The organism is Micromonospora wenchangensis, from assembly GCF_002210435.1.
GTDB classification, from domain to species: domain Bacteria; phylum Actinomycetota; class Actinomycetes; order Mycobacteriales; family Micromonosporaceae; genus Micromonospora; species Micromonospora wenchangensis.
In genome coordinates, this window is sequence record NZ_MZMV01000096.1 from 1 (window position 1) to 18798 (window position 18798).

The 18798-nt window shown below is 69.0% G+C and carries 19 protein-coding genes; 4 read left to right on the forward strand and 15 right to left on the reverse strand.

All coding sequences use genetic code 11. The features are described 5' to 3' along the window. Window positions 1–50 precede the first annotated feature (50 nt). Entirely contained in the window at window positions 51–377 is a 327-nt protein-coding gene (locus B5D80_RS33995) for a hypothetical protein (protein WP_211291713.1), read from the reverse strand. A 9-nt stretch (window positions 378–386) separates the two neighbouring features. After that, window positions 387–959, reverse strand: coding sequence for a helix-turn-helix domain-containing protein (locus tag B5D80_RS34000; RefSeq protein ID WP_211291714.1), 573 nt, complete (start codon window positions 957–959; stop codon window positions 387–389). A gap of 23 nt (window positions 960–982) precedes the next feature. Between B5D80_RS34000 and B5D80_RS30940 the strand changes: the two genes are divergently transcribed. Together B5D80_RS30940 and B5D80_RS30945 are read left to right on the forward strand one after the other, a co-directional pair. Continuing rightward, a protein-coding gene (locus tag B5D80_RS30940; protein WP_425437300.1) for an IS5 family transposase occupies window positions 983–1875 on the forward strand; the annotation gives its coding sequence in 2 pieces (ribosomal slippage) (window positions 983–1327 and window positions 1330–1875; 891 coding nt in all). 53 nt (window positions 1876–1928) lie between these two features. Then, a complete protein-coding gene (locus B5D80_RS30945; protein ID WP_088647470.1) occupies window positions 1929–3065 on the forward strand; it encodes an IS701 family transposase in 1137 nt (378 codons plus the stop codon). A gap of 176 nt (window positions 3066–3241) precedes the next feature. Here the strand turns inward: B5D80_RS30945 and B5D80_RS30950 are convergent, their stop codons facing one another. From B5D80_RS30950 to B5D80_RS31005, 13 genes are all read right to left on the reverse strand, one after another. After that, entirely contained in the window at window positions 3242–3760 is a 519-nt protein-coding gene (locus B5D80_RS30950; protein WP_245855083.1) for an ASCH domain-containing protein, read from the reverse strand. 153 nt (window positions 3761–3913) lie between these two features. Then, window positions 3914–4825: an endonuclease/exonuclease/phosphatase family protein gene (locus B5D80_RS30955; protein ID WP_144081817.1), complete on the reverse strand. Its 912-nt coding sequence runs from the start codon at window positions 4823–4825 to the stop codon at window positions 3914–3916. Then, entirely contained in the window at window positions 4822–6873 is a 2052-nt protein-coding gene (locus tag B5D80_RS30960) for a DEAD/DEAH box helicase (protein WP_088647472.1), read from the reverse strand. The genes B5D80_RS30955 and B5D80_RS30960 overlap by 4 nt, the downstream gene beginning before the upstream one ends. After that, complete coding sequence (locus B5D80_RS30965) at window positions 6870–7994, reverse strand: hypothetical protein (protein ID WP_144081818.1); 1125 nt, start codon at window positions 7992–7994, stop codon at window positions 6870–6872. The genes B5D80_RS30960 and B5D80_RS30965 overlap by 4 nt, the downstream gene beginning before the upstream one ends. 74 nt (window positions 7995–8068) lie before the next feature. Then, window positions 8069–8236, reverse strand: coding sequence for a hypothetical protein (locus tag B5D80_RS33555; RefSeq protein WP_158224273.1), 168 nt, complete (start codon window positions 8234–8236; stop codon window positions 8069–8071). Window positions 8237–8279: 43 nt separating this feature from the next. Then, a complete protein-coding gene (locus tag B5D80_RS30970; protein ID WP_088647474.1) occupies window positions 8280–9548 on the reverse strand; it encodes a histidine decarboxylase in 1269 nt (422 codons plus the stop codon). Further along, on the reverse strand, window positions 9545–10378 hold the full coding sequence (locus B5D80_RS30975; protein ID WP_245855079.1) for a hypothetical protein: 834 nt from the start codon (window positions 10376–10378) through the stop codon (window positions 9545–9547). Before B5D80_RS30975 ends, B5D80_RS30970 begins: the two co-directional genes overlap by 4 nt. Window positions 10379–10582: 204 nt before the next feature. Next, window positions 10583–12040, reverse strand: coding sequence for an APC family permease (locus B5D80_RS30980; RefSeq protein WP_088647475.1), 1458 nt, complete (start codon window positions 12038–12040; stop codon window positions 10583–10585). Continuing rightward, the gene (locus B5D80_RS30985) at window positions 12037–12285 is read right to left on the reverse strand and encodes a hypothetical protein (RefSeq protein ID WP_088647476.1); all 249 of its coding nucleotides are present in this window, start codon (window positions 12283–12285) and stop codon (window positions 12037–12039) included. The genes B5D80_RS30980 and B5D80_RS30985 overlap by 4 nt, the downstream gene beginning before the upstream one ends. Window positions 12286–12537: 252 nt before the next feature. Continuing rightward, complete coding sequence (locus B5D80_RS30990) at window positions 12538–13227, reverse strand: N-acetyltransferase (protein ID WP_245855080.1); 690 nt, start codon at window positions 13225–13227, stop codon at window positions 12538–12540. Next, on the reverse strand, window positions 13224–14399 hold the full coding sequence (locus B5D80_RS30995) for an FAD-binding oxidoreductase (protein ID WP_245855081.1): 1176 nt from the start codon (window positions 14397–14399) through the stop codon (window positions 13224–13226). The genes B5D80_RS30990 and B5D80_RS30995 overlap by 4 nt, the downstream gene beginning before the upstream one ends. Window positions 14400–14687: 288 nt before the next feature. Beyond that, window positions 14688–15566, reverse strand: coding sequence for a bifunctional diaminohydroxyphosphoribosylaminopyrimidine deaminase/5-amino-6-(5-phosphoribosylamino)uracil reductase RibD (ribD, locus tag B5D80_RS31000; protein ID WP_158224274.1), 879 nt, complete (start codon window positions 15564–15566; stop codon window positions 14688–14690). 26 nt (window positions 15567–15592) lie between these two features. Continuing rightward, a complete protein-coding gene (locus tag B5D80_RS31005) occupies window positions 15593–16741 on the reverse strand; it encodes an NsdA family TPR-like regulatory protein (RefSeq protein WP_088647480.1) in 1149 nt (382 codons plus the stop codon). An 853-nt stretch (window positions 16742–17594) separates the two neighbouring features. Between B5D80_RS31005 and B5D80_RS35185 the strand changes: the two genes are divergently transcribed. Then, entirely contained in the window at window positions 17595–18008 is a 414-nt protein-coding gene (locus B5D80_RS35185) for an NsdA family TPR-like regulatory protein (protein ID WP_483869386.1), read from the forward strand. A gap of 141 nt (window positions 18009–18149) precedes the next feature. Beyond that, a partial coding sequence (locus B5D80_RS31015; RefSeq protein WP_144081820.1) for an IS5 family transposase occupies window positions 18150–18798 on the forward strand: 649 nt, incomplete at its 3' end.

Genomic DNA, 18798 nt, shown 5'->3' on the forward strand with positions numbered 1-18798 from the left:
ACGTTGCGATCCTCGCCCGGCGCGGTGGCCGGGCGCAGCTTCCTAGATCATTAAAGCTTCGCACAGGTTGATGGGACGAACCTCAAACGGTCAACCGGATATTCAGCACAAGAGAATCCCCCCCGCCGCTCTCGCAGCACATCCAACGCCTGCACGCCGACCACCGTTTTGATGCGTCGAGCGGCAGCGTACGCCTGCCGGCCGTGGTCGAGCAGGCGTGAGGCCGGCCCGGCGCCGAACAGCACCTCGGAGTCGAACGCCTCATGGGAGGTCAGCGACGGGATGGGAACCACGGCCGCCCGCTCACTGGCCGCGAAGAACCGCTCTGGAGCCAACGGGTCCTCCTCGATGCCGAGGTTGAGCGTCTTGACGCCCAAGCTGCGGTCTCACGGATCGCGAATCTCCAGGAGCCGCGCCAGGTGATCGCGCAGCACCCGATAGTGGGGCGGGCCGTGCAGGACGCGGTAGAAGATCAGCGCGGGGCTCGCCGCGAGGGCGGTTTCGATCTCTTGCAGGTACCCGGTGCTACGTGACCGTGAGCCGGTGACGATGAGGCACTCGCGGGCCTGCGCCACGACGGTCAGCATCGCCTCGTTCAGGTCGGCATACCGGGCCAGCAGTTGTGGCCCGTCGCCGTGGTCGCCCAGGTGGCTGTCCTGGCGGGTGAACAGCTCGTCGATGCTCTTGCCGTAGATGGCGCACAGCGTCTTGCGGTGAGCGTGGCTGGTGGTGTGCTGGCCCAACCCCCAGCCGCTGACCATGGTCGGGGTGACGCCGGAATGCCCGCCGGTGGAGCGTTGGTCGAACGCCTCGACGGCCTTCTCCAGCGTCCACCCTCGCTCGAGGCGGGCACGGCGCAGGGGGGACGGCTCCTTGGGGGTTGCCTGACGACGAATGACGACTTCCACCTCCCAGTCGCCGCGGCCGAGGAGGCCGCTAGGTTCTGTCTTGCGGATCATGAGTGTCGCTCGTTAAGCCTGGTATGGCGCGAGGTGATCTCACGAACCACGAGTGGGCTGTGCTGGCACCGTTGTTGCCGGCGCAGCCCGTTCGGGGTGGGCGGTGGCGGGACCATCGGCAGATCATCAACGCGATCTGCTGGGTGAAACGCACCGGGTCGCCATGGCGGGACCTTCCCGAACGGTACGGGTCATGGAAGACCGCCCACGGACGGTTCTGCCGGTGGGCGGCCGATGGGACGTGGGCCCGGTTGAAGGCCCACGTCATCGCCCTGGCCGAACTCGACGACGGCATCGTCTGGAACGTGCAGGTCGATGCCACCATCGTGCGTGCCCACCAGCACGCCGCTGGTGCCCGTAAAGGGGGCTGAGCCGGGAGGAGTCGCGGGCAGCGCAGGCCATCGGCCGGTCGCGGGGTGGTCTCACCACGAAGATCCACACTCTGGCCGATGGACGTGGCCGTTCCCTGGCCACCCGGATCACCCCTGGTCAGGCAGCCGACACCCGCCAACTGATCCCGCTGCTGGGCCAGGTCCGGGTGCCCCGTCCCGGTGGGGTGGGCCGGCCACGTACGAGGCCTGACTCGTTGACCGGTGACAAGGCGTACTCCTCTCGCGCGAACCGGACCGCCTTGCGGGGCAAGGGCATCACCACGGTCATCCCCGAGCCCAACGACCAGATCGCCAACCGGAAGCGGCGGGGGCGACGCGGCGGCCGACCACCGACGTTCGACCCGGTCGCCTACCGGCGCCGCAACCAGGTCGAACGTGGTTTCAACCGGCGTAAGCACTGGCGAGGACTCGCCACCCGCTACGACAAGTTGGCCGCCAACTTCCAGGCCACCCTCGATCTGGTCGAAACCCTCGACTGGCTACGCGCCGTCCCCGACAACCAAGATCCGCGAGACAGAACCTAGTACTGCAACGGCAGTAGGCGAATCGTCTTCGGGTCGGGTTCGTTGGTCTGCCTGTGGCGGACGTTGATGTCGATCAGTGGCATGGTGAGTTGGACCGGTTGCATGCGCGGATCGGGCCTCGGTTTCGCCGGTCGGAGCCGCGTCGGCGGGCGCGGCAGTACCTGTGTGGGTTGGTCTCGGGTCTGGGCCGCAAGAACGGCTGGACCCTTGCGGAGCAGGCCGGGGACGTGTCGCCGGACGGGATGCAACGGTTGTTGCGGTGGGCGGACTGGGACGTCGACGCCGTCCGGGACGACGTGCGTGACTACGTCGTCGAGTATCTCGGTGACCCGGCCGGGGTGTTGATCGTCGATGACACCGGGTTCCTGAAGAAGGGCGTCCGGTCGGCGGGGGTGCAGCGTCAGTACTCCGGCACGGCTGGTCGGACGGAGAACTGCCAGGTCGGGGTGTTCCTGGCCTACCGGTCGGCGAAGGGTCACGCGTTGATCGACCGGCAGCTGTACCTGCCTGCGTCGTGGACCGATGACCGGGACCGGTGCCGGGCCGCCGGGATCCCCGACGAGGTGGAGTTCGCCACGAAGGTGCAGATGGCCCGTCAGATGCTCGCCCGTGCCTTGGACGCGGGGGTGCCGGTGGGGTGGGTGACGATGGACGAGGCGTACGGGCAGTCGAAGTCCCTGCGGGTGTGGTTGGAACAGCGGGATGTGGCGTATGTGGTCGCGACCCGCCGCAACGACGACATGATCACGACCACCATGGGAACGGCCCGCGCTGACCAACTCGTTGCCGCCCTGCCCGCTCGGGCGTGGTGCCGGCTCTCGGCCGGCGCCGGCACGCACGGCCCACGCGAGTACTGGTGGGCTCGGGTGCCGGTGCGGATCTGCTGGCGGCCGGGCCGCGGACACTGGCTCCTGGCCCGGCGCAGCATCACTACCGGCGAGATCGCCTACTACGTCTGCTACGGACCACGTCGGACCCGGCTGGTCGACCTCGCCCGTGTCGCGGGCGCGAGGTGGGCGATCGAGGAGTGCTTCCAGCAGGCCAAGAACGAAGCCGGGCTCGACGAGTACCAGGTCCGCGACTGGCGGGCCTGGTACGCCCACATCACCCTCGCGATGGCCGCCCACGCCTGGCTGTCGGTCGCCCGATCCCTTACCGCAAAAGGGGGTTCCGTCCCGGCGACGGCATGATGATCGGTTACACCGTACCGGAGATCCGAAGACTGCTCACCGCACTCGCAGTGCGATCAACCCACCCACCAGAGCACGTCTGGGCCTGGTCCCGATGGCGACGACGCCGCCAACACCAAGCCCGAACCTGCCACTACCGGCGACACGGCTACCCCTAACCAACTGCCGTAGCAGTACTAGTGACCGTGCACGGTCATCTCGCGGGTCGGTGAGTCGGCCGTGACCTTTTCGCAGATACTCAGCAGTTCGGGATGGTTGCGCAGCCGGGTATAGCCCTGAGGGGGATGGAAAGAGCCGAGCTCGACTTTGAGCTGATCCAGCGGCATCCCCGGGTACTGGACGACTCGCTGAATGGGGATCGCGAACGCTTGTGGCAGGTCCTGCACGTACTCGAACACCGAAGCGCCGTTGCCGGCGCGGGCCTGCTCGGCAATATCAGCGATGCGCTGCGGTGTGTCCACTACAGCGGGCCCCAGGTCGATCACCGCGCCAAGGCGGGACACCGGGGCGGTGAGGAAGACGAACCAGCGCACCGGCTGGCCGGTCAAGAAGCGGCGTCGGAACTCGTGACGCTTCTCGCCGGCCCAGATCAGGTCAAAGTAGACCGGGTTAAGCGACATCAGCACCGGCTCCCGAACGTCGACCGAGGCGTCGTCGAAGAGGCTGGGTTGGGCGCTGCCGGTGAACAGATTCATCGTCACCCTATCCATCATGCGGCCAGCGTGGTCCTGGAGGTAGCCGTCCAGGTCAGTCGGTGTGTCGCCAGGTCGACCGGCGGTGCGGCCTCCTTCCGGCGGCCATCGACGCGTTCGGTTCTTGGGTGGTGCTGCCGGGCAGCGGGATGTTAGTCATGCGTGCTTCTGCGTGTTGTGCTGCGAGGTGGGGTGGATGCGCAGGGTGCAGCTGATGCGGCGGTGGTCCGATGGCCAGGTGGTGGGGTTGTTGTCGGGTGGGATGTGGATTTGGTAAGTGCCGGGTACGACGGTGGCGGTATTGAGGAGGGCGTGGTTGGCGAGGATGTAGTCGATGTGTAGGCCGTGGGGGCCGTTGGTGGTGGGTGGGAGTGGGGTGGGTGTGTGGGGGTCGAGTTCGGCGAGGTGGTGGAAGCCGGCGCCATTGACGCGGTGGTTGGTGGTGGTGTCCCAGGCGCCGATGAGTCGGTCGACGGCGCGGGTGTCGGCGTGCCAGGTCCCGTTGTGGTGGCGCGCTTTGTGATCGCGGGTGCTGAAAGGGATGCGGGTCCAGTCGGGTGTGGGTAGGTGGGGGCCGGAGCTGGTGGAGTTGAGGTCTCCGGCGATCAGGGTGGGGGTGGGGCTGGTGCCGGAGGTGGCGAGGAGCCGGGCGCGGGCCAGGCGTTGCTCTGGGTCGGCGTAGGGCCAGTGTTCGACGTAGACGTGGAGGCGGTAGGTGGGGTCGGCGCGGAGGCTGAATCGGGCGAGGTTGCGTTTGTCGGGGAATTCGGATTCTTCTGCGGCGTCGAGGCGGAGTACACGCGGGTCGTAGATGACCGCGGTGGCGAGCGCTCCGGTGTGTAGCTCACCGACGTAGGGGCGGCCGGTGACGTCGGCGAGGTGTGCCATGGCGGTGTGCAGGGGTCGTCTGCCCCGGGCGTTCCAGAGTTTCGCTTCGCAGAGCATCAGTAGGTCGGGGTGGGGCCTGTCGAGGAAGGCTCGGGCCAGGGGTGCGAAGTTGTAGGTGCCGTCGGGTTGGAGTCCGCCGGCTTCGAAGTTGAACAGGGACAGGTCGAGCTCCACGCTCATCGGGTGCTCCCGGGTGCGGTGTCTCGGGTGGTTGTCGGTGGTGTCGGCGGGGTCTGTAGTGGTTGCTGTTCCTTCGCGTGGGCCCAGGGGAAGCCCAGGGCGTCGAGGGCGTCGATGCGGTCACGGGGGACGAGGTCGCGTTTGCGTTGGTTGCGCAAATTGTGGGCGATGCTTCCGAGATTGATGTCGCCTTCGCGGTGGTGCCGGGGCACCCGGAGGTGTCCTTCGCGTGTGTGGAAGGTGGTGAACGCGGCGAGGTGTCGTTGCCAGCGGGCGTCGAAGACTCGCCAGGTGATGCCGCACTGTTCCAGGGCCTGCACTTGGTCGGGGGTGAGTTCGCCGCGTCGGTGGCGGCCTCGGCAGTTGTGGATGAAGCTGCCGAGGTCGATGTCGCCTTCGCGGTGGTAGCGGGGTACGTCCAAGTGGCCTTCGCGGTGCCGGTAGGCGCGGGCGGCGGCGATGCCCGCCGTCCAGCTTTCAGTGGGGCCGGTGGGTGCCCTGCCGGTGGTGGCATGGTCGAGAATGCGGATGGTGATATCCCGCAGGAGGCTGTCGGTGAGGTACCCGTCGGGCATCCGCAGCAGGACTCGTTCGGGGAGTCGTGGTTGCCGGGCACCAACGTTGGTGCGGGCGTGGTGGTGGCGGGTGTCGAGGTCGGTGGCGAGGGTGTCGTCGTGGGCGCGCATCGCCCACAGCACCTGCAGGGCGGCCATCCACTCGTCGTCGGCGTGCGGTAGTCGGCTGGGGTCGTCGGGGAGTAGCAGGGGGACGAGGATGGTGGCGATGCCGGTGCCTCGGGGGTTGCGGCGTAGGGCTCGTCCGACGGTTTGGACGACTTGCACGGTGGAGCGCATGGGTCGGGTGAGGACGACGGCGTCGACGGCGGGGACGTCGATGCCTTCGGTGAGGGCGCGGGCGGAGGAGATGACGGTCCATCCGTCGTCGGGGGGTTCGGCGAGGCGGTCGAGGTGGATCTGTCGTTGGCGTAGGTTCTGTTGGCCGTCGACGTGGCCGGTGGTCAGCCGGCCTTTCGGCTGTTCGGCGGCGGGGAGGCGGGCTGCTGTTCGGGCGAGTGTTGAGGCGAACTTTCTGCTGTCGGCCACCCGGGGAGTGAAGACGAGGACCCGGCGGAGTCCGAACTCGGCGGCGGCGCGCAGCAGGGCGGTCTGCACGACGGCGGTACGCAGTGGGGCTTCACCGATGGCGGTGACCCGGTCGTCGTCGACGTCTTGAAGCACCTGTAGGGCGTCGTGGGTGCGGATGCCGACGACGACGATGCGGAAGTCGTCGAGCCAGCCGTCGGTGATGGCCTGGCCGAATGGGTACCGGTGCCATACGGGTCCGAACACGCTCGGGTCGTCCATTGATAACGCCTCGTGCGGCTCTCCGTGACGGCGGCCGGGGGTGATGATGCGGGGTGTCGCGGTCATGTTCACCCGGATGGTGGCGGGCAGGTGGGTGTCGTCGTGGACGCGGGCGAACGTCTTCCCCACGAGACCGGCGGTGCGGTGTGCTTCGTCGATGATCACCAGGTCGGCCGTCACACCGGCGGCCAGGAGCGCGGCACCGACCCGGTCGGCGGAATTGTTGGTGACCGCGAGCACCCGCATCCGCCCGTGCGGGGCGTGGTGGAGCCATGCGGTGATCTCGTCGGGGTCGGCCAGCACCGGGCAGTTCGTCGGGTCGGTGTGGCCGGCGACGTCGGCGACGGAGTCGTCGCTGCACACCGCCGCCGTGTAGGCGCCGAGGGGCCGCCACACCCGCAGGGTCTGACCGACCAGGGCCAGTGACGGACACACGATCACCACCAGACCCCGGGGGCAGCACCGTACTGCCGCGTGCGCGGCGATCAGTGTTTTCCCGGTCCCGCAGGCGGCGATGACCTGCCCCCTCCCGTCGCGGGCGGCACCCCGCACGATCGCCTCGACTGCTTCCTGCTGATATCCGCGCAGCGGCGGCAACGCCTCCGCCGGCAGGGATCGCCGGTCGAGGGCGTCGGGTCGCTGTCCGCCCGCATTGCCGCTCGCGGCCGTGTCCGGGGCCGTCATCCCTGCATCACCGGGGCGGGAGGGTTCACTGCTGCTCCTGGGCTGCTGTTGTCGTGGGTGGTGTGGTGGTGCCGCAACTGGTTGAGGTGGGCGGTCATGCGGGCGGTGGCGGGATGTCCGGGGTGGGCGCGGTGGTGGCGGTCGATGGTGTCGGTGAGGAGGGTGTGGGCGGCGTGGTGGTGGCCGAGGTCGTGTAGGACGAGGGCGGTGGTGGCGCGGACGGCGAGGGTGGGGTGCGCGTCGGGTCCTGCGGTGGCGGCCAGGTGATCGGCGAGCTCCCGCAGGAGGTGGTAGGCGCGCTGGTGGTGGCCTACCTGGCGGTGGGCGGTGGCGTGGGTGTGGGCGGCGGTCAGGGTGTGCGGGTGGGTGGGGCCGTGGAGGTGGGTGAGGCTGCGGTGGGCGTAGTCGGCCCAACGGATTGCCGCCTGGCCGTGTAGTAGTGGGGCGAGCAGGTGTGCGGCGTCGGCGTGAACGGCCTCGGTGGCGGTGGTGGTGGGGTCGATGCCGGCGAGGATGTTCCGCAGGATGGTGCGGGCACGCTGCGGATCGGTGCCGGTGAGCTTGCGGGCGAGGTAGAGGTGTCCGGGCGGAGCTGTTCGGGGTGGGCGGGTGGTGGGCCAGGTGATCCGCAGGTCGGTGGAGTGGCTGCCGGCGGTGATCCGGGTGATCAGCCGGTCGGCGTGGCCGGCGGCGTTACTCGCCGCCTTGGGGTGGGTGAGGGCGGGTACGAGGTGCGCGGCGTGCCGCAGGACCACCAGCCCAACGGCGCTGGCGACTGCTGCCGCGTTCAGCACAGGTCGACGGCACGGTGGTGGGCAGTCATACACGAGACCAGCCCAGGTGAACACCGCCGTCATGAGGCGTTGGCAGAACCGGCAATGCAGCAGCCCGTCGGGCAACAGGACCGGGTCGACGCCGGTGTGGGTACTCGATGCGGTAGGTGCTGCGGCGGTGGCATGGGCGCGGGCGTTGGTGACCCAGGATTGGAGGAGGCGGCGGTCGAGGTGGAGTTCCCGGGCGACGGCGCTGATTGGGCCGCGTCGCCCGGCGGCGCGGGCGGCTTCGACCTGACGTACGGCATCGGTGATGACGTCGGAGGTGTAGGTGCGGGGCAGAGCCATCAGGAAGGTCAGTCCCTCGGCAAGACGAACGGGCAGGAAAGCAAGCAGGGCGTTGGCGGGGCCGGCCGCAGCGATCACCAGGCCGGCCGGTGGTCAGGGCGTGGGGTGGTGGCGGGCGCGGTGATGCGGGGCACGAGTGCGGCGGCGGCGTCGATGACGTCCTGCTGGTGGTGGGTCAGCGGACAGGTTCGGACTGCGGTGAGCAGGTGCGCCGCGACGCGGGCAAGCCGGGACGCGGGCAAGCCGGGACGCGGGAAGCCGGGGCGGCGGGGTGGCAAGCAGCGGTCAGGGGGTGCCGATGCCGGCGGTGGGTGGAGACGCTCGCCGGGGCCTGGGGATCGGCCTCGGCAGGTGTGGGTGATCCGGGCCTGGGTCTGAATCCGGCGCGGTGGCGTCGGTGAGGTCGGTGACGAAGGCGTCGATCTGGCCTTGGGTGATGCCGGGCATGCAGATGAGGTGGCTGACGTCGGCGTCGGTGGCGAGGAGCCACTTCGCCCGTACCGGGGCGGGTGGGGTGGGGAGGACGACGGTGAAGGCGTGGGGGTGTCGCCAGGCGGGCCAGCCGGCGGTGGTGAGTTTGTCGACGGTGTAGGCGGCGAGGCGGCGTGCTTCGCTGACCCGCCATCGGTGTCCTTCGCGGCCGTGGGTGGCGATGGCGTGCCAGAGCAGGGCGGCGGCGAGTCCGCAGCGTGATCCGGTGACGGTGGTGTCGAGGGTTGCGGTGTAGGTGACCGGGGCGCCTTCGCGGCGGAGGCTGTCGCGGATGAGGACCACCCCGCAGGGTGTCGGTACCCCGAGGAACTTGTGACCCGACACCGTGACGCTGCCGATGCGGCTGTCGTCGTCCAGGCGGAGCCGCCCGTCGAGGGCCAGGGGAATCCCGGACAGGGCCGCATCGACGTGCAGGTGACGGCCCTGCACCTGATGGGCATCGAGGACGGCCCGGATACGGGTGGTGTCGTCGACGGCTTCGGTCATGGTGGTCCCAGCGGTGGCCACCACGATCGCCGGCCACCGCCGGTGCCGGCGTATGCGGAGGGCGAGGTGGTCGTAGTCCATCTCCCCGTCCGCGCCCGCGTTGACGACCACGCCGCGTGCTCCGAGCATTTCGATGATCTTCGGGATGGAGTAGTGGGCGGCGGTGGAGTAGTAGATGCGGGCGGTGGGGAGGCGGCGGCGGGCGGCGTGGAGGGCGGAGAGGTTGCCTTCGGTGCCGCCGGTGGTGACGTAGCCCCACCGGTCGTGGGTGGGCATGTGGAGGGTGTCGGCGAGCCAGGCGATGACGGCTTGTTCGAGGATGCGGGTGTGTGGGGTGCCGCTGGTGTCGGTGGGGTCGCCGATGTTGTTCCACAGGCGGTGGCCGAGGCGGGCCATGACCTCCCGGTGGTTGAGGTCGACGGCGCCGGGGAAGCCGATGCTCGTCGGTGCGGCCGTGTCGGCTTCGGCGACGAGGTGGTCCAGGACCGCGGTGATGTCGACCGGGGTACGGCCGAGGTCTGCGGCCTCGGCGAGGCCACGCAGGCGAGCGGGCGCGGGGGTGGGGGTGTGGGTCATGCCGGACGTCCCGCGAGGAGGTGCCCGGTGAGGGTGTGGTGCAGGTGGGTGAGCTGGGTCCAGGTGTCGCGGGTGATGGTGTCGCCTTGGTCGGTGAGGTGTTCGTGGGGGTTGTAGTGGATGACCCGGTCGGGGTCGAGGGGTTTGGTGCAGCGGACCCCGTCGGCGCCGATCGGGGCGTGGGGGTCGCGGTCGACGTGCAGGGCGGTGCCGTCGGTGAGTAGGACGAAGCACTGGCCCTTGAGGTCGAACACGGAGCGGCGGCGGTCGTCGCCCGAGGAGTGTAGGGTCCGGGCGAGTTGCTGCCAGCGGCCCTGGTCGGAGTCGAGGGTGGTCACCCCCACCCCCACGTAGACGGCCCCGGCGGGCAGGGTCATGTCGCCGCCGTTGACCATCGACCCCTGCGGGCCGAGGGGATGCCACCGGCGGCCCGCCGCCCCGGCCCGGGTGATGCTGTCGGTGACGACCTCGGTGAGGTCGGCCAGCAACCTCGGTAGGTGCTGGGATTCCGGGGAGGCCAGCCACAGCCGGTAGGCGGTGTGCAGCTGGTAGCCGTGGGGTTGGGCGGGGGCGTCGGAGACGAAGAACAGCATCACCCCGTGCGGGCTGAGCGCGTCGCGGTGTCCGTAGCGTTGGTCGGCTTCGATCATGTGTCCGGTGTTCAGGCGTTTCGCCCGGTAGACGATCTGCTGCCGCAGGTCGGCCCACCACCGGGCCTCGACCGACACCCCACCGTCGGGCTCCCCCGGCTGCGGGGAGGGTGACGGGGTGTGCTCGGGCGGGTCCGCATGGACGGGGACGTCGCGGCGGTACGGTCGCTCGTCGGGCATGCGGTAGTCCGGCGGGGGCGGTTGGATCAGGCGGGGTGCCGGTGGGGGTTGGTGGTCTGCTGGTCGGCGGGGGCCAGGCGGTGGTGGCGTCGGCCGGGGTTCGGGTCGCCAGGCCGGGTCCAGCGGATCACTGCTGTTGCGGTAGCCCGGTGCCGCTGGCGTCTGGGTGGTGTAGGTCTTCATGATCGGGGTGTTCCTCGGGATTCAGATGGAGATGTGCAGGGCGTCGGGCACGGCGTGGGTCTTCGGGGTGCCATGACCGATGCCGGCGTACACGTCGGGTCGAGTGCGGCGCAGGTGCGCGGCCCACATGCCGCCTGCGGTGGCGGTCGCGGTGAGGATCGCCGGAAGCAGCAGCGGATACGGCGATCCCGGTGCGGCCCCGAGGAGGGAGCCGACGTTGCCGACCATCGCGACGAGGACCACCGACCCTCCGAGCACCCCCAGCACCGGTGCGAACCTCCACTGCCAGATTCCGGGGCGTTCACCTCGCACGGCTGGTGGGGCGGCCAGCGCGGCGATGGAGGCGGCGAGGAGGAGGCAGAGCAGGCCGAGTGCGCCGAGGGTGGACAGCCAGGTGAACATCACCGCGACCGGATCGGCCCCGCTGGCGGCGAACGCCACCACGACCAGTGCCGCCACCGCCGTCTGAGTGAGGGACCCGCCGCGCGGGGCGCTGACCCGGGTCGTGCTGTCAGTGCGGGCGAGACCGGTGGGGAGGACACCTTCGCGGGCCATGGCGAACACGTACCGGGCGATGACGTTGTGGAACGCCAACATCGACGTGACGATCGCGAACACCAGCACCACCCCGGCAACACCCACCCAGACCTGACCGGCGGGTTCGAGGATCGTGAACGGCAGACCGGAGGACGGATCGGCCGCGCGGGAAGCGACGGTGTCCGGGCCGGCGGCGACGCCCATCGCCCACGCCGCAGCCGCATACACACCACCCAGGACCAGGACGGCGGTGATGCTGGCGCGGCCGATCGACCGGCGGTCGACGGCTTCCTCCACGAACGAACCGGGGGCGTCGACGCCCATGAACGCGGCCACGCACAACGCCACCGCCCCACCGATCCCCCCGACCGCCAGACCGGAGACGTCGAACCCCTCCCACGACACGGCACCGTCGGCGGGCGCGCCGAGGCCGGCGGCGACGAACAGGCCGACGATCAGCAGCGACAGCGCGAGGACCCCACCGAGGACCCAGGTGGACAAGGCGATCGCCCGTACTCCGAGTGCGCCGACGACGGCCCAGGCGATGCCGGCCCACACCCACCACGTCCCGCCGAGCTGACCGGCGAGAGTCGCCCCGAACAGGCCGTACAGGCTGGTCTGGATCGCCGTGTACGCGACCAGGGCGACCAGGCCGGCGGCGACACCCCAACCACGGCTGACACTGTGGGCGAGGATGCCGTAGTAGGCCGCCGGATGACCGACCTGCCGGGCCAGCGCGGTGTAGCCGACCATCAACAACGCGACGACACCCGTCACCAGGACGAAGGTGAGGGGCAGGGCGGTCACCCGGGTCGTGGCGTAGGTGGTGACCAGACCACCGGCGAGGACCACCATCGGCGCGGACGCCGCAGCCCCGAAGATCGACAGACCGGTCGGGGTCATCGTCCGGCGGGCGAGAGCCACCTGCTCGTGCATGCTCATCGCTGCCCCCGCTGCGGGACGTCCGGGCACGACGGCCTGCGGCAGTCCCGTACCGGGTGGGTGGTGACGTCGGCGGCGTGGACCGGCACCAGGTACACCGCCGTGGGTCGTACCGGGCCGGTGCGCCAGTAGCTGCGGTCGCGGTCGAGTCGCCGCAACGCCACATCGGCGCGCGGGGTGAACCCGAACAGGTCGTGCGTGCCGTCCGGCCACTCCCGGCGGAGCGCATACCCCCACAGGTGCACCTGCGGTGCGGTGCCCGCTTCGTCCGCACTGGCGGGGGTAGTGGGGCGGGTGGGAGTCAGCCAGGGCGGCAACCACCAACCCGCCGTACGCCTACGCGGCGGAACCATAACCACCGGACGCTCGACAACGGTCAACATGAGACAAGCCCTTTCCTCGGACAGTGGGTGCACGGGTGGGACTGGCGGGCCACACGGCCTCCGCCAGCTACTGATCAGGGGTGACGCCCAACCGGGCGCGGTCAGAGAGAACGGTCAGGGAGAACGCGGCGGTGCCGGGAAGAGCCGGCCACGCACCGGGGTCACCCCACGCCGCAACCGGGCCCGAGGAGGAAGCCCGCTACATGCCCGACCGCTGTCGGGGCCGGGCCGCCACATCCGCCACAGCGCGGGGCCGTCGGGCTCCAGCAGGATCGGTGACCTCGGCTCGTACCCCAGCGCGGCCAGCAGGCTCTCCCGGGGACGACCACCCGGCAGCTCCGCGTACGCCGGAAGACCCTCGGTGTCGAGGACCCGGTGGTGGGCGGCCAGCAGCGTCCGCGCGGTGTCGTCGTGGCCGGGACGCGTGGCGAGGTGCGCCAGGTAGGCGTGGGGGACGTGCGGGACCACGGCGTCGAGGTAGGCGTGCCACAGGGCGAACCGGGACGCATACGGGCCGAGGGCCTGATGCAGGTCGTACATCCACGCCGCCGCCGGCACCGGCACCTCCGGCCGTCGCAGCCACACCGCCACCGCCGACCGGTCCCCGGTCGTGTCGACCTGCCCGTGCTCCAGCCCCCATGACACCAGCAGCCGCGCATACCGGCCCAGCACCTCGGGTCGTTCGGCGGCATCCGGCACCAACCAGCCACCCACCGCGCCGACCGACAGCGCCTCCGCGACGAGCACCGACAGCGCGTCTACGTCCGCAGCCGAGGCGCGACGCACCACCCCCGTCCGCGTCACGACGCCACCCCCGACACACCGTCAGCGCCGCTGCCCTCGGACGTCTCGACGACCGCGGTGTCGGTGTGACGTTGCCGCGACGCCCACGCATCCACGTCGAACCCCCGCTGGAACGTCACCGCCACGTGCAGGTCGTCAGGCTCGATCCCGCCGATCGGCAGCCACGTCCGCGCTTCCCGGACGAACTCCGGCGGCCCACACACCAACACCGCCTGCCCCGCCTCGTAGTGGTGCAGCACCGACCCCAGCAAACTCCCCCGAGCAACCGGATCGGCACTGCCGTCGCCCGAGAGCACCACCACCACCGTCAACCACTCACCATGCTCCCGCTGCAACCCGTCCAACGCCGCCGCGTCATACAGACCCCCCAACCTGCGAACACCCACCACCAACGTCACCCGCCGCCCACCCGGCGAGGCCGCAACCTGCTCCACCAACGCCCGCAACGGCGCAAGCCCCGTACCCCCAGCAACGAGCAACAGATCGGCACCACCAACGGCCGTCAACGACAAGCCCACCTCACACGGCGGCCCCAACCACAGCAACTCCCCCGCCACCACCTGCCTCACCAGCACGGGCGAGACGACACCACCAGGAACGACACTGACATGGAACTCCACCGTCCCGTCCGGACGCGGAGCATTCGCCGGAGACAACCACCGCCACCGACCCGGCAACCGAGGCGAACACACCGGCACAGCATCCCCCGGCACATAGTGCAACCGCCGCACCGGACGCACCGTCACCACCGCGACGCACCCCGACGCCGACACCACCGACTCCACCACACCGAACATCACCTGCGAGCCGTCGCCCAGCATCTCGGCGCACTGCTCGGCCAGACGCAACACCCGGAAACAACCCTGCTCCCACACCCCGGCCGACTCCGGCCCCCACGAGTCCCCCGCGAACCGCCGCACCGTGTCCACCACGGCCGCCGCGATCACCGTCCCGTGATACGAATGCAGACCAAACCGCCGGTACAACCGGCCCAACACCACCAGACCAGCCCGATAAGCAGCAGGATCAGCCCCGTGCGCGATCAACTCCACCAACGTCGAGAAGAACACCGGCGCAAGCCGCTCCGGCAGAAACCGCACACTCCGATCCACCATGAACGACCAGAAGTACGCCGCCGCCCGCTCATGATCAGCGAAGGCGATGGTCGACACCTCTATCGGACCACACTTTCGCGTTCGGTCATCGGTTGAGAGACGCCATTTCATCCGACGCATTCGCCTTCTCCGCACAGGGTCCACGCTTGGGGATCGCTAGCCATAGATCAACAATCCCCGAAGGGCGGAACGTCAGGAAGGCCGACCTTCGGTCCCACCTCGCACGCCGACTTACGGTCCGACCGGCGCATGAACGGCTAGAGATCCATAAACGTGGCACCCGTCAAGATCCACGAACGCGCTACGCGAATCTCGTTGGCGAGCAAGAAGCTAAGACACTCGAAACTATTCAGGGAGTCCATAGCCGGGGAGTAACGAGAGGAGGGGGCGGCGTAGCCGAACCCGCACGTCATTACCACCGGAAGTGATGCCGACCAACTCGAAGCCGGATAGGGTGGAGCGCCAAGCAGCCGCGAGATCGGCCGGCCGTGAAGTTACGTCCAGAGAGATCACGATCTCATCGACGCAGTCGAGACTGTCACGGACTTCGTCAGAGTATTGGTGACCTATCAACAGAATGGACCGAGAGCCAGCCGCATAGCATGTTGAAAGCCACTCACGAAGATCGCTGGTCGGTTCACCGGGTATCGTGAAGTGTGCAGAGGCATGACCACCAGGCGTGCCCTCCTCCAACAGGCGGTCGTCGACAACGAGGTCCGCTGACGAACGCAGGTCGTTCGTCAGCCGCTCATTGGCCGCGAAGCGGTCTTTGCCATCGGAGGCGTAAGCCCACGTTAGGTAGGGACGGCGGCGACGGGTAGCAACGAGCCAGGGGCCGAGGACGGTAAGAGTCTCGTCGGGGATCACGTTGGTTTCAACGTCGATGCCGTGAGCCGTCAGGACGGCGGCACCCCCGTCGCCACGGGAGGTGGGGTCGATGATGCTGATAACCACTCTGGCGATGCCAGCATCAATGAGCTCTTGACGGCAAGCCGGAGTTACGCCTATGTGGTTGCAGGGTTCGAGTGTGACGACGGCTGTGCCTCCCCGCGCCGCGCTCCCGGCTGCGCTCAGGGCGTTGACTTCGGCATGCGCTTCGCCCTTGCGTCGGTGATAGCCAGCGCCAGCAGTTGCACCGTGGCGATCGAGGATGACGCACCCGACGGGCGGGTTAGGACTCGTGGTGCCAAGACCGAACGATGACAGCGTGATTGCGTGCCGCATTGCGGCCAATTCTAAGGCGGACGCCATCAGGGTGCCTCCTTGAGCTCATCAAGGAAGGCACGAACGTGCGCTAGTTGCTGGTACCCGCGAATGGCGGCACCCAACTGATCGAGTCCAACGAGGACACGACGCGATCCCGCTCGGCGCGCGATATGCAACGCGCGATGTGCGGTCGTAGCCGCCAGGTCGGGCTGGCTTGCGGCAACGTGGGCGGCGGCCTTGGTCAACAGGGCGGATGCGAAATCTTGACGGTGCCGCGAGGGAATCATGGGAAGTGCCTCGTCCAACACGACGATCGCCTCCGTAGGACGCTGCGCCAACCGAAGGCATGCACCCCGGTACACCTCGATGTAGCCACTCGTGCAGTAGGAGCCATGCTCCCCCTCAGGCTTACCGGGACGACGGTCCGCCGCCCAATGATGTGCGTCATCGAGCACACGCATGGCCGCACGGTGCTCGCCCGTACCTGCCAGAGCGTGCGCGTGCTGGACCCGCAGCGCCGCTCGCATCGGTCCAGGCAGCTTCTGGTCGTAGTGCAGCGCCACCTCAGCCTGCTCAGCCGCTTGGGTGAACTGCCCAGCGGCCAGTCTCTGCTGACTACTGCGGTATACGGCCCAAGCAGTCATCGCCGGGTCAGCGATCTGCTGCGCCCAGGAAAGTGCTTGCTGAGCCCAACGCTGGCCCGCGTGGTGATCGTTGAGAGACTGATTGAGCCAGGCAGCAGACTCGGCGTACTGGGCGGCGAGCCGAACCGCAGCGGGCCGCAGCGTCTGAGGCACCTCATGCATGAGCGCCTCGATCGTCGCCAGTTGCCTACTGACCCCCGTCAAGGCGTACTCCGGCCCGAACGCCCTGTCGTTCTGAACCAGAAGATGCCACTCTTCGCGCAGCAAGTGGATCGTCTCGTCCCAACTACCTGGTCGAGCTTCAACCGGCCCGTCGACCAGGAGCCCTCCATCGCTCCTTCGCGGGCTGTAGAGATCAAGATCCGCATCGGTGGCGACACCGAGCGCCTGGCGCAGTGCGGCACGTCGGGCTTCGCTAGGCCAACGATGCTCGCCACGCTCCAACTTGCCGATCCAGCGAAAGTCGACATAGTGGGCGGCGATGTCACGGCCCGAGTAGGTCGCGTCTAGCGTTGTGTTGACTACGTCAGCCAGCTCGCCACGGGACATACATTGGCCAGGACGCCTCGGCGACGGCAACCGCCTTCGGGCAGCACTGAGGACGGTGTTCGGTTTGATCACCGTGTCCGGATGTCGAGGCACCCTCTCTCCCCTCGGTCAGCTTGCCCGTACTGCCGACTATGCCACCGGCTGCATGGATCATGCATCTGCCATGCAGGACACATGTGGAAGCAACACGACTGACGGCAGACAGGAATCTGAGCCGCAAGGGCGACTACTCGCCTTCCAGGGACAACCTGGCCCGCCTCGTCGAACTCTACGAATGCAGCGTCGCCGACCTCCTGGCCGACCTGCCGAGCTTCCGCTATCTCGACTCCGCCACCGGATCGACCCCCGTCACGCCCGAGGGGGTGAAGCGCGGCCTGCAAGGTGAAATCATGGTGCCGAGCGAGGCAGAGATCCTGCTTCGTGACCCGCTCGGTCGACGCCCCGGCGCTGACGCGGACGCCCCGCCACAAGCGGAAACCGCCGGCCTGTACCGCCGACCCGAGGAGGTCAACTTCGCAGAGTTGGCGCAGGTCATCACCATGTGGATGCAACGAGTACCTCACCCCCAGACCCGACGCGACATGCTCGGCAAACTCACCGCCGCACTCGCCGTCGCCGCAACAGCACCACTGACCGAGTTGACGGGCTTCACCGACAGCGCCACCGCCGCACCCACGCTCACCGACCCCGCACGGTTCGAGCCGGCCACCCTCGCGCACTGCGAAGCCATGATGCCCAACCTGCGTAAACAGGGCGACGTCCTCGGCGCTGCCGCCACCCTCCCCACCACCCTGGCCTACCGACACATCGCTGAACAGCAGGCCAAAGCCGCACCCCACGCCGCGACCGCGCCATCGCCGCCTACGCCGAACTCACCCAACTCGCCGGCTGGCTCTGCTTCAACACCGGCGACTACCACTCCGCACAACGCCTCTACGACGACGCACGCACCGCCGCCCACGACGCCCGCGCCGTCGAACTCGTCACCTACATCCTCTGCACCATGAGCCACCTCGCCACCTGGCAAGGCAAACCCCGCATCGGCATCGACCACGCCGCAGCAGCCTCCGCCTGGGCCGACCGGACCGGCAGCCCCTACGCCCGCGCCTACGCCGCCGACGTAGCCGTCCGCGCCCTCACCGCCGACAACCAAAACCACCAATCCAAACAAGCCCTCGACCGCGAGTACGCCGCACTGCAAGCAGCACTCACCGACCCCCACCCCAGCCAGTCCTGGTGGTACTTCTACGACGCGTCCTTCTACTGAAGCACCAACGCACAGAACGCGCTGAAGTTCGACGGAGTCGACCGAATCATGGCCGCCTCAGAGAGCGTTTGGGATGTGTGCTGGTCGGGTGTGTCGCTCAGTGGGTGTGGTCGATGGGCCGGGCTCGGTCGGTAGAGGGGTATGGATCGTGTGAGGCGGTACCCGTCTGACCTGACCGATGCCGAGTGGGCGCTCGTTGAGCCGATGCTGCCGTCGCCGCAGTGGATGGGCAGGCCGGAGAAGCATCCGCGTCGGGCGATCGTCGACGGCATCTTGTACGTGGTGCGTACCGGCTGTGCGTGGCGGTATCTGCCGGTGGACTTTCCGCCCTGGCAGACGGTGTACTCCCACTTCCAACGGTGGAACCGGCGGGGTGTGATCGAGCGGATCCTCACCGAGCTGCGGGAGCGGATCCGCTTGGCCCACGAGCGGCAGCCGCAGCCCACCGCCGGGATCATCGACTCCCAGTCGGTCAGGGCCGCGGACACCGCGCACTCCGATACTCGTGGCTACGACAGTGGGAAGAAGGTCAACGGCCGGAAGCGGTTCATCGTGACCGACACCCTGGGCCTGCTGGTCACCGTGTGGGTCCTGGCCGCGTCGTGGCAGGACCGCGACGGTGCGAAGGGCGCCCTGCTCGCCACCTATGCGGCGACGCCGATCCGGAATGTGTTCGCCGACTCCGGGTTCGCCGGGCGTCTGGTCGACTGGGCCCGGAACATCCTGCGCACCACCCTGGAGATCGTCCGCAAACCCGCCGACCAGCAAGGGTTCGTCGTGCACCGCCGCC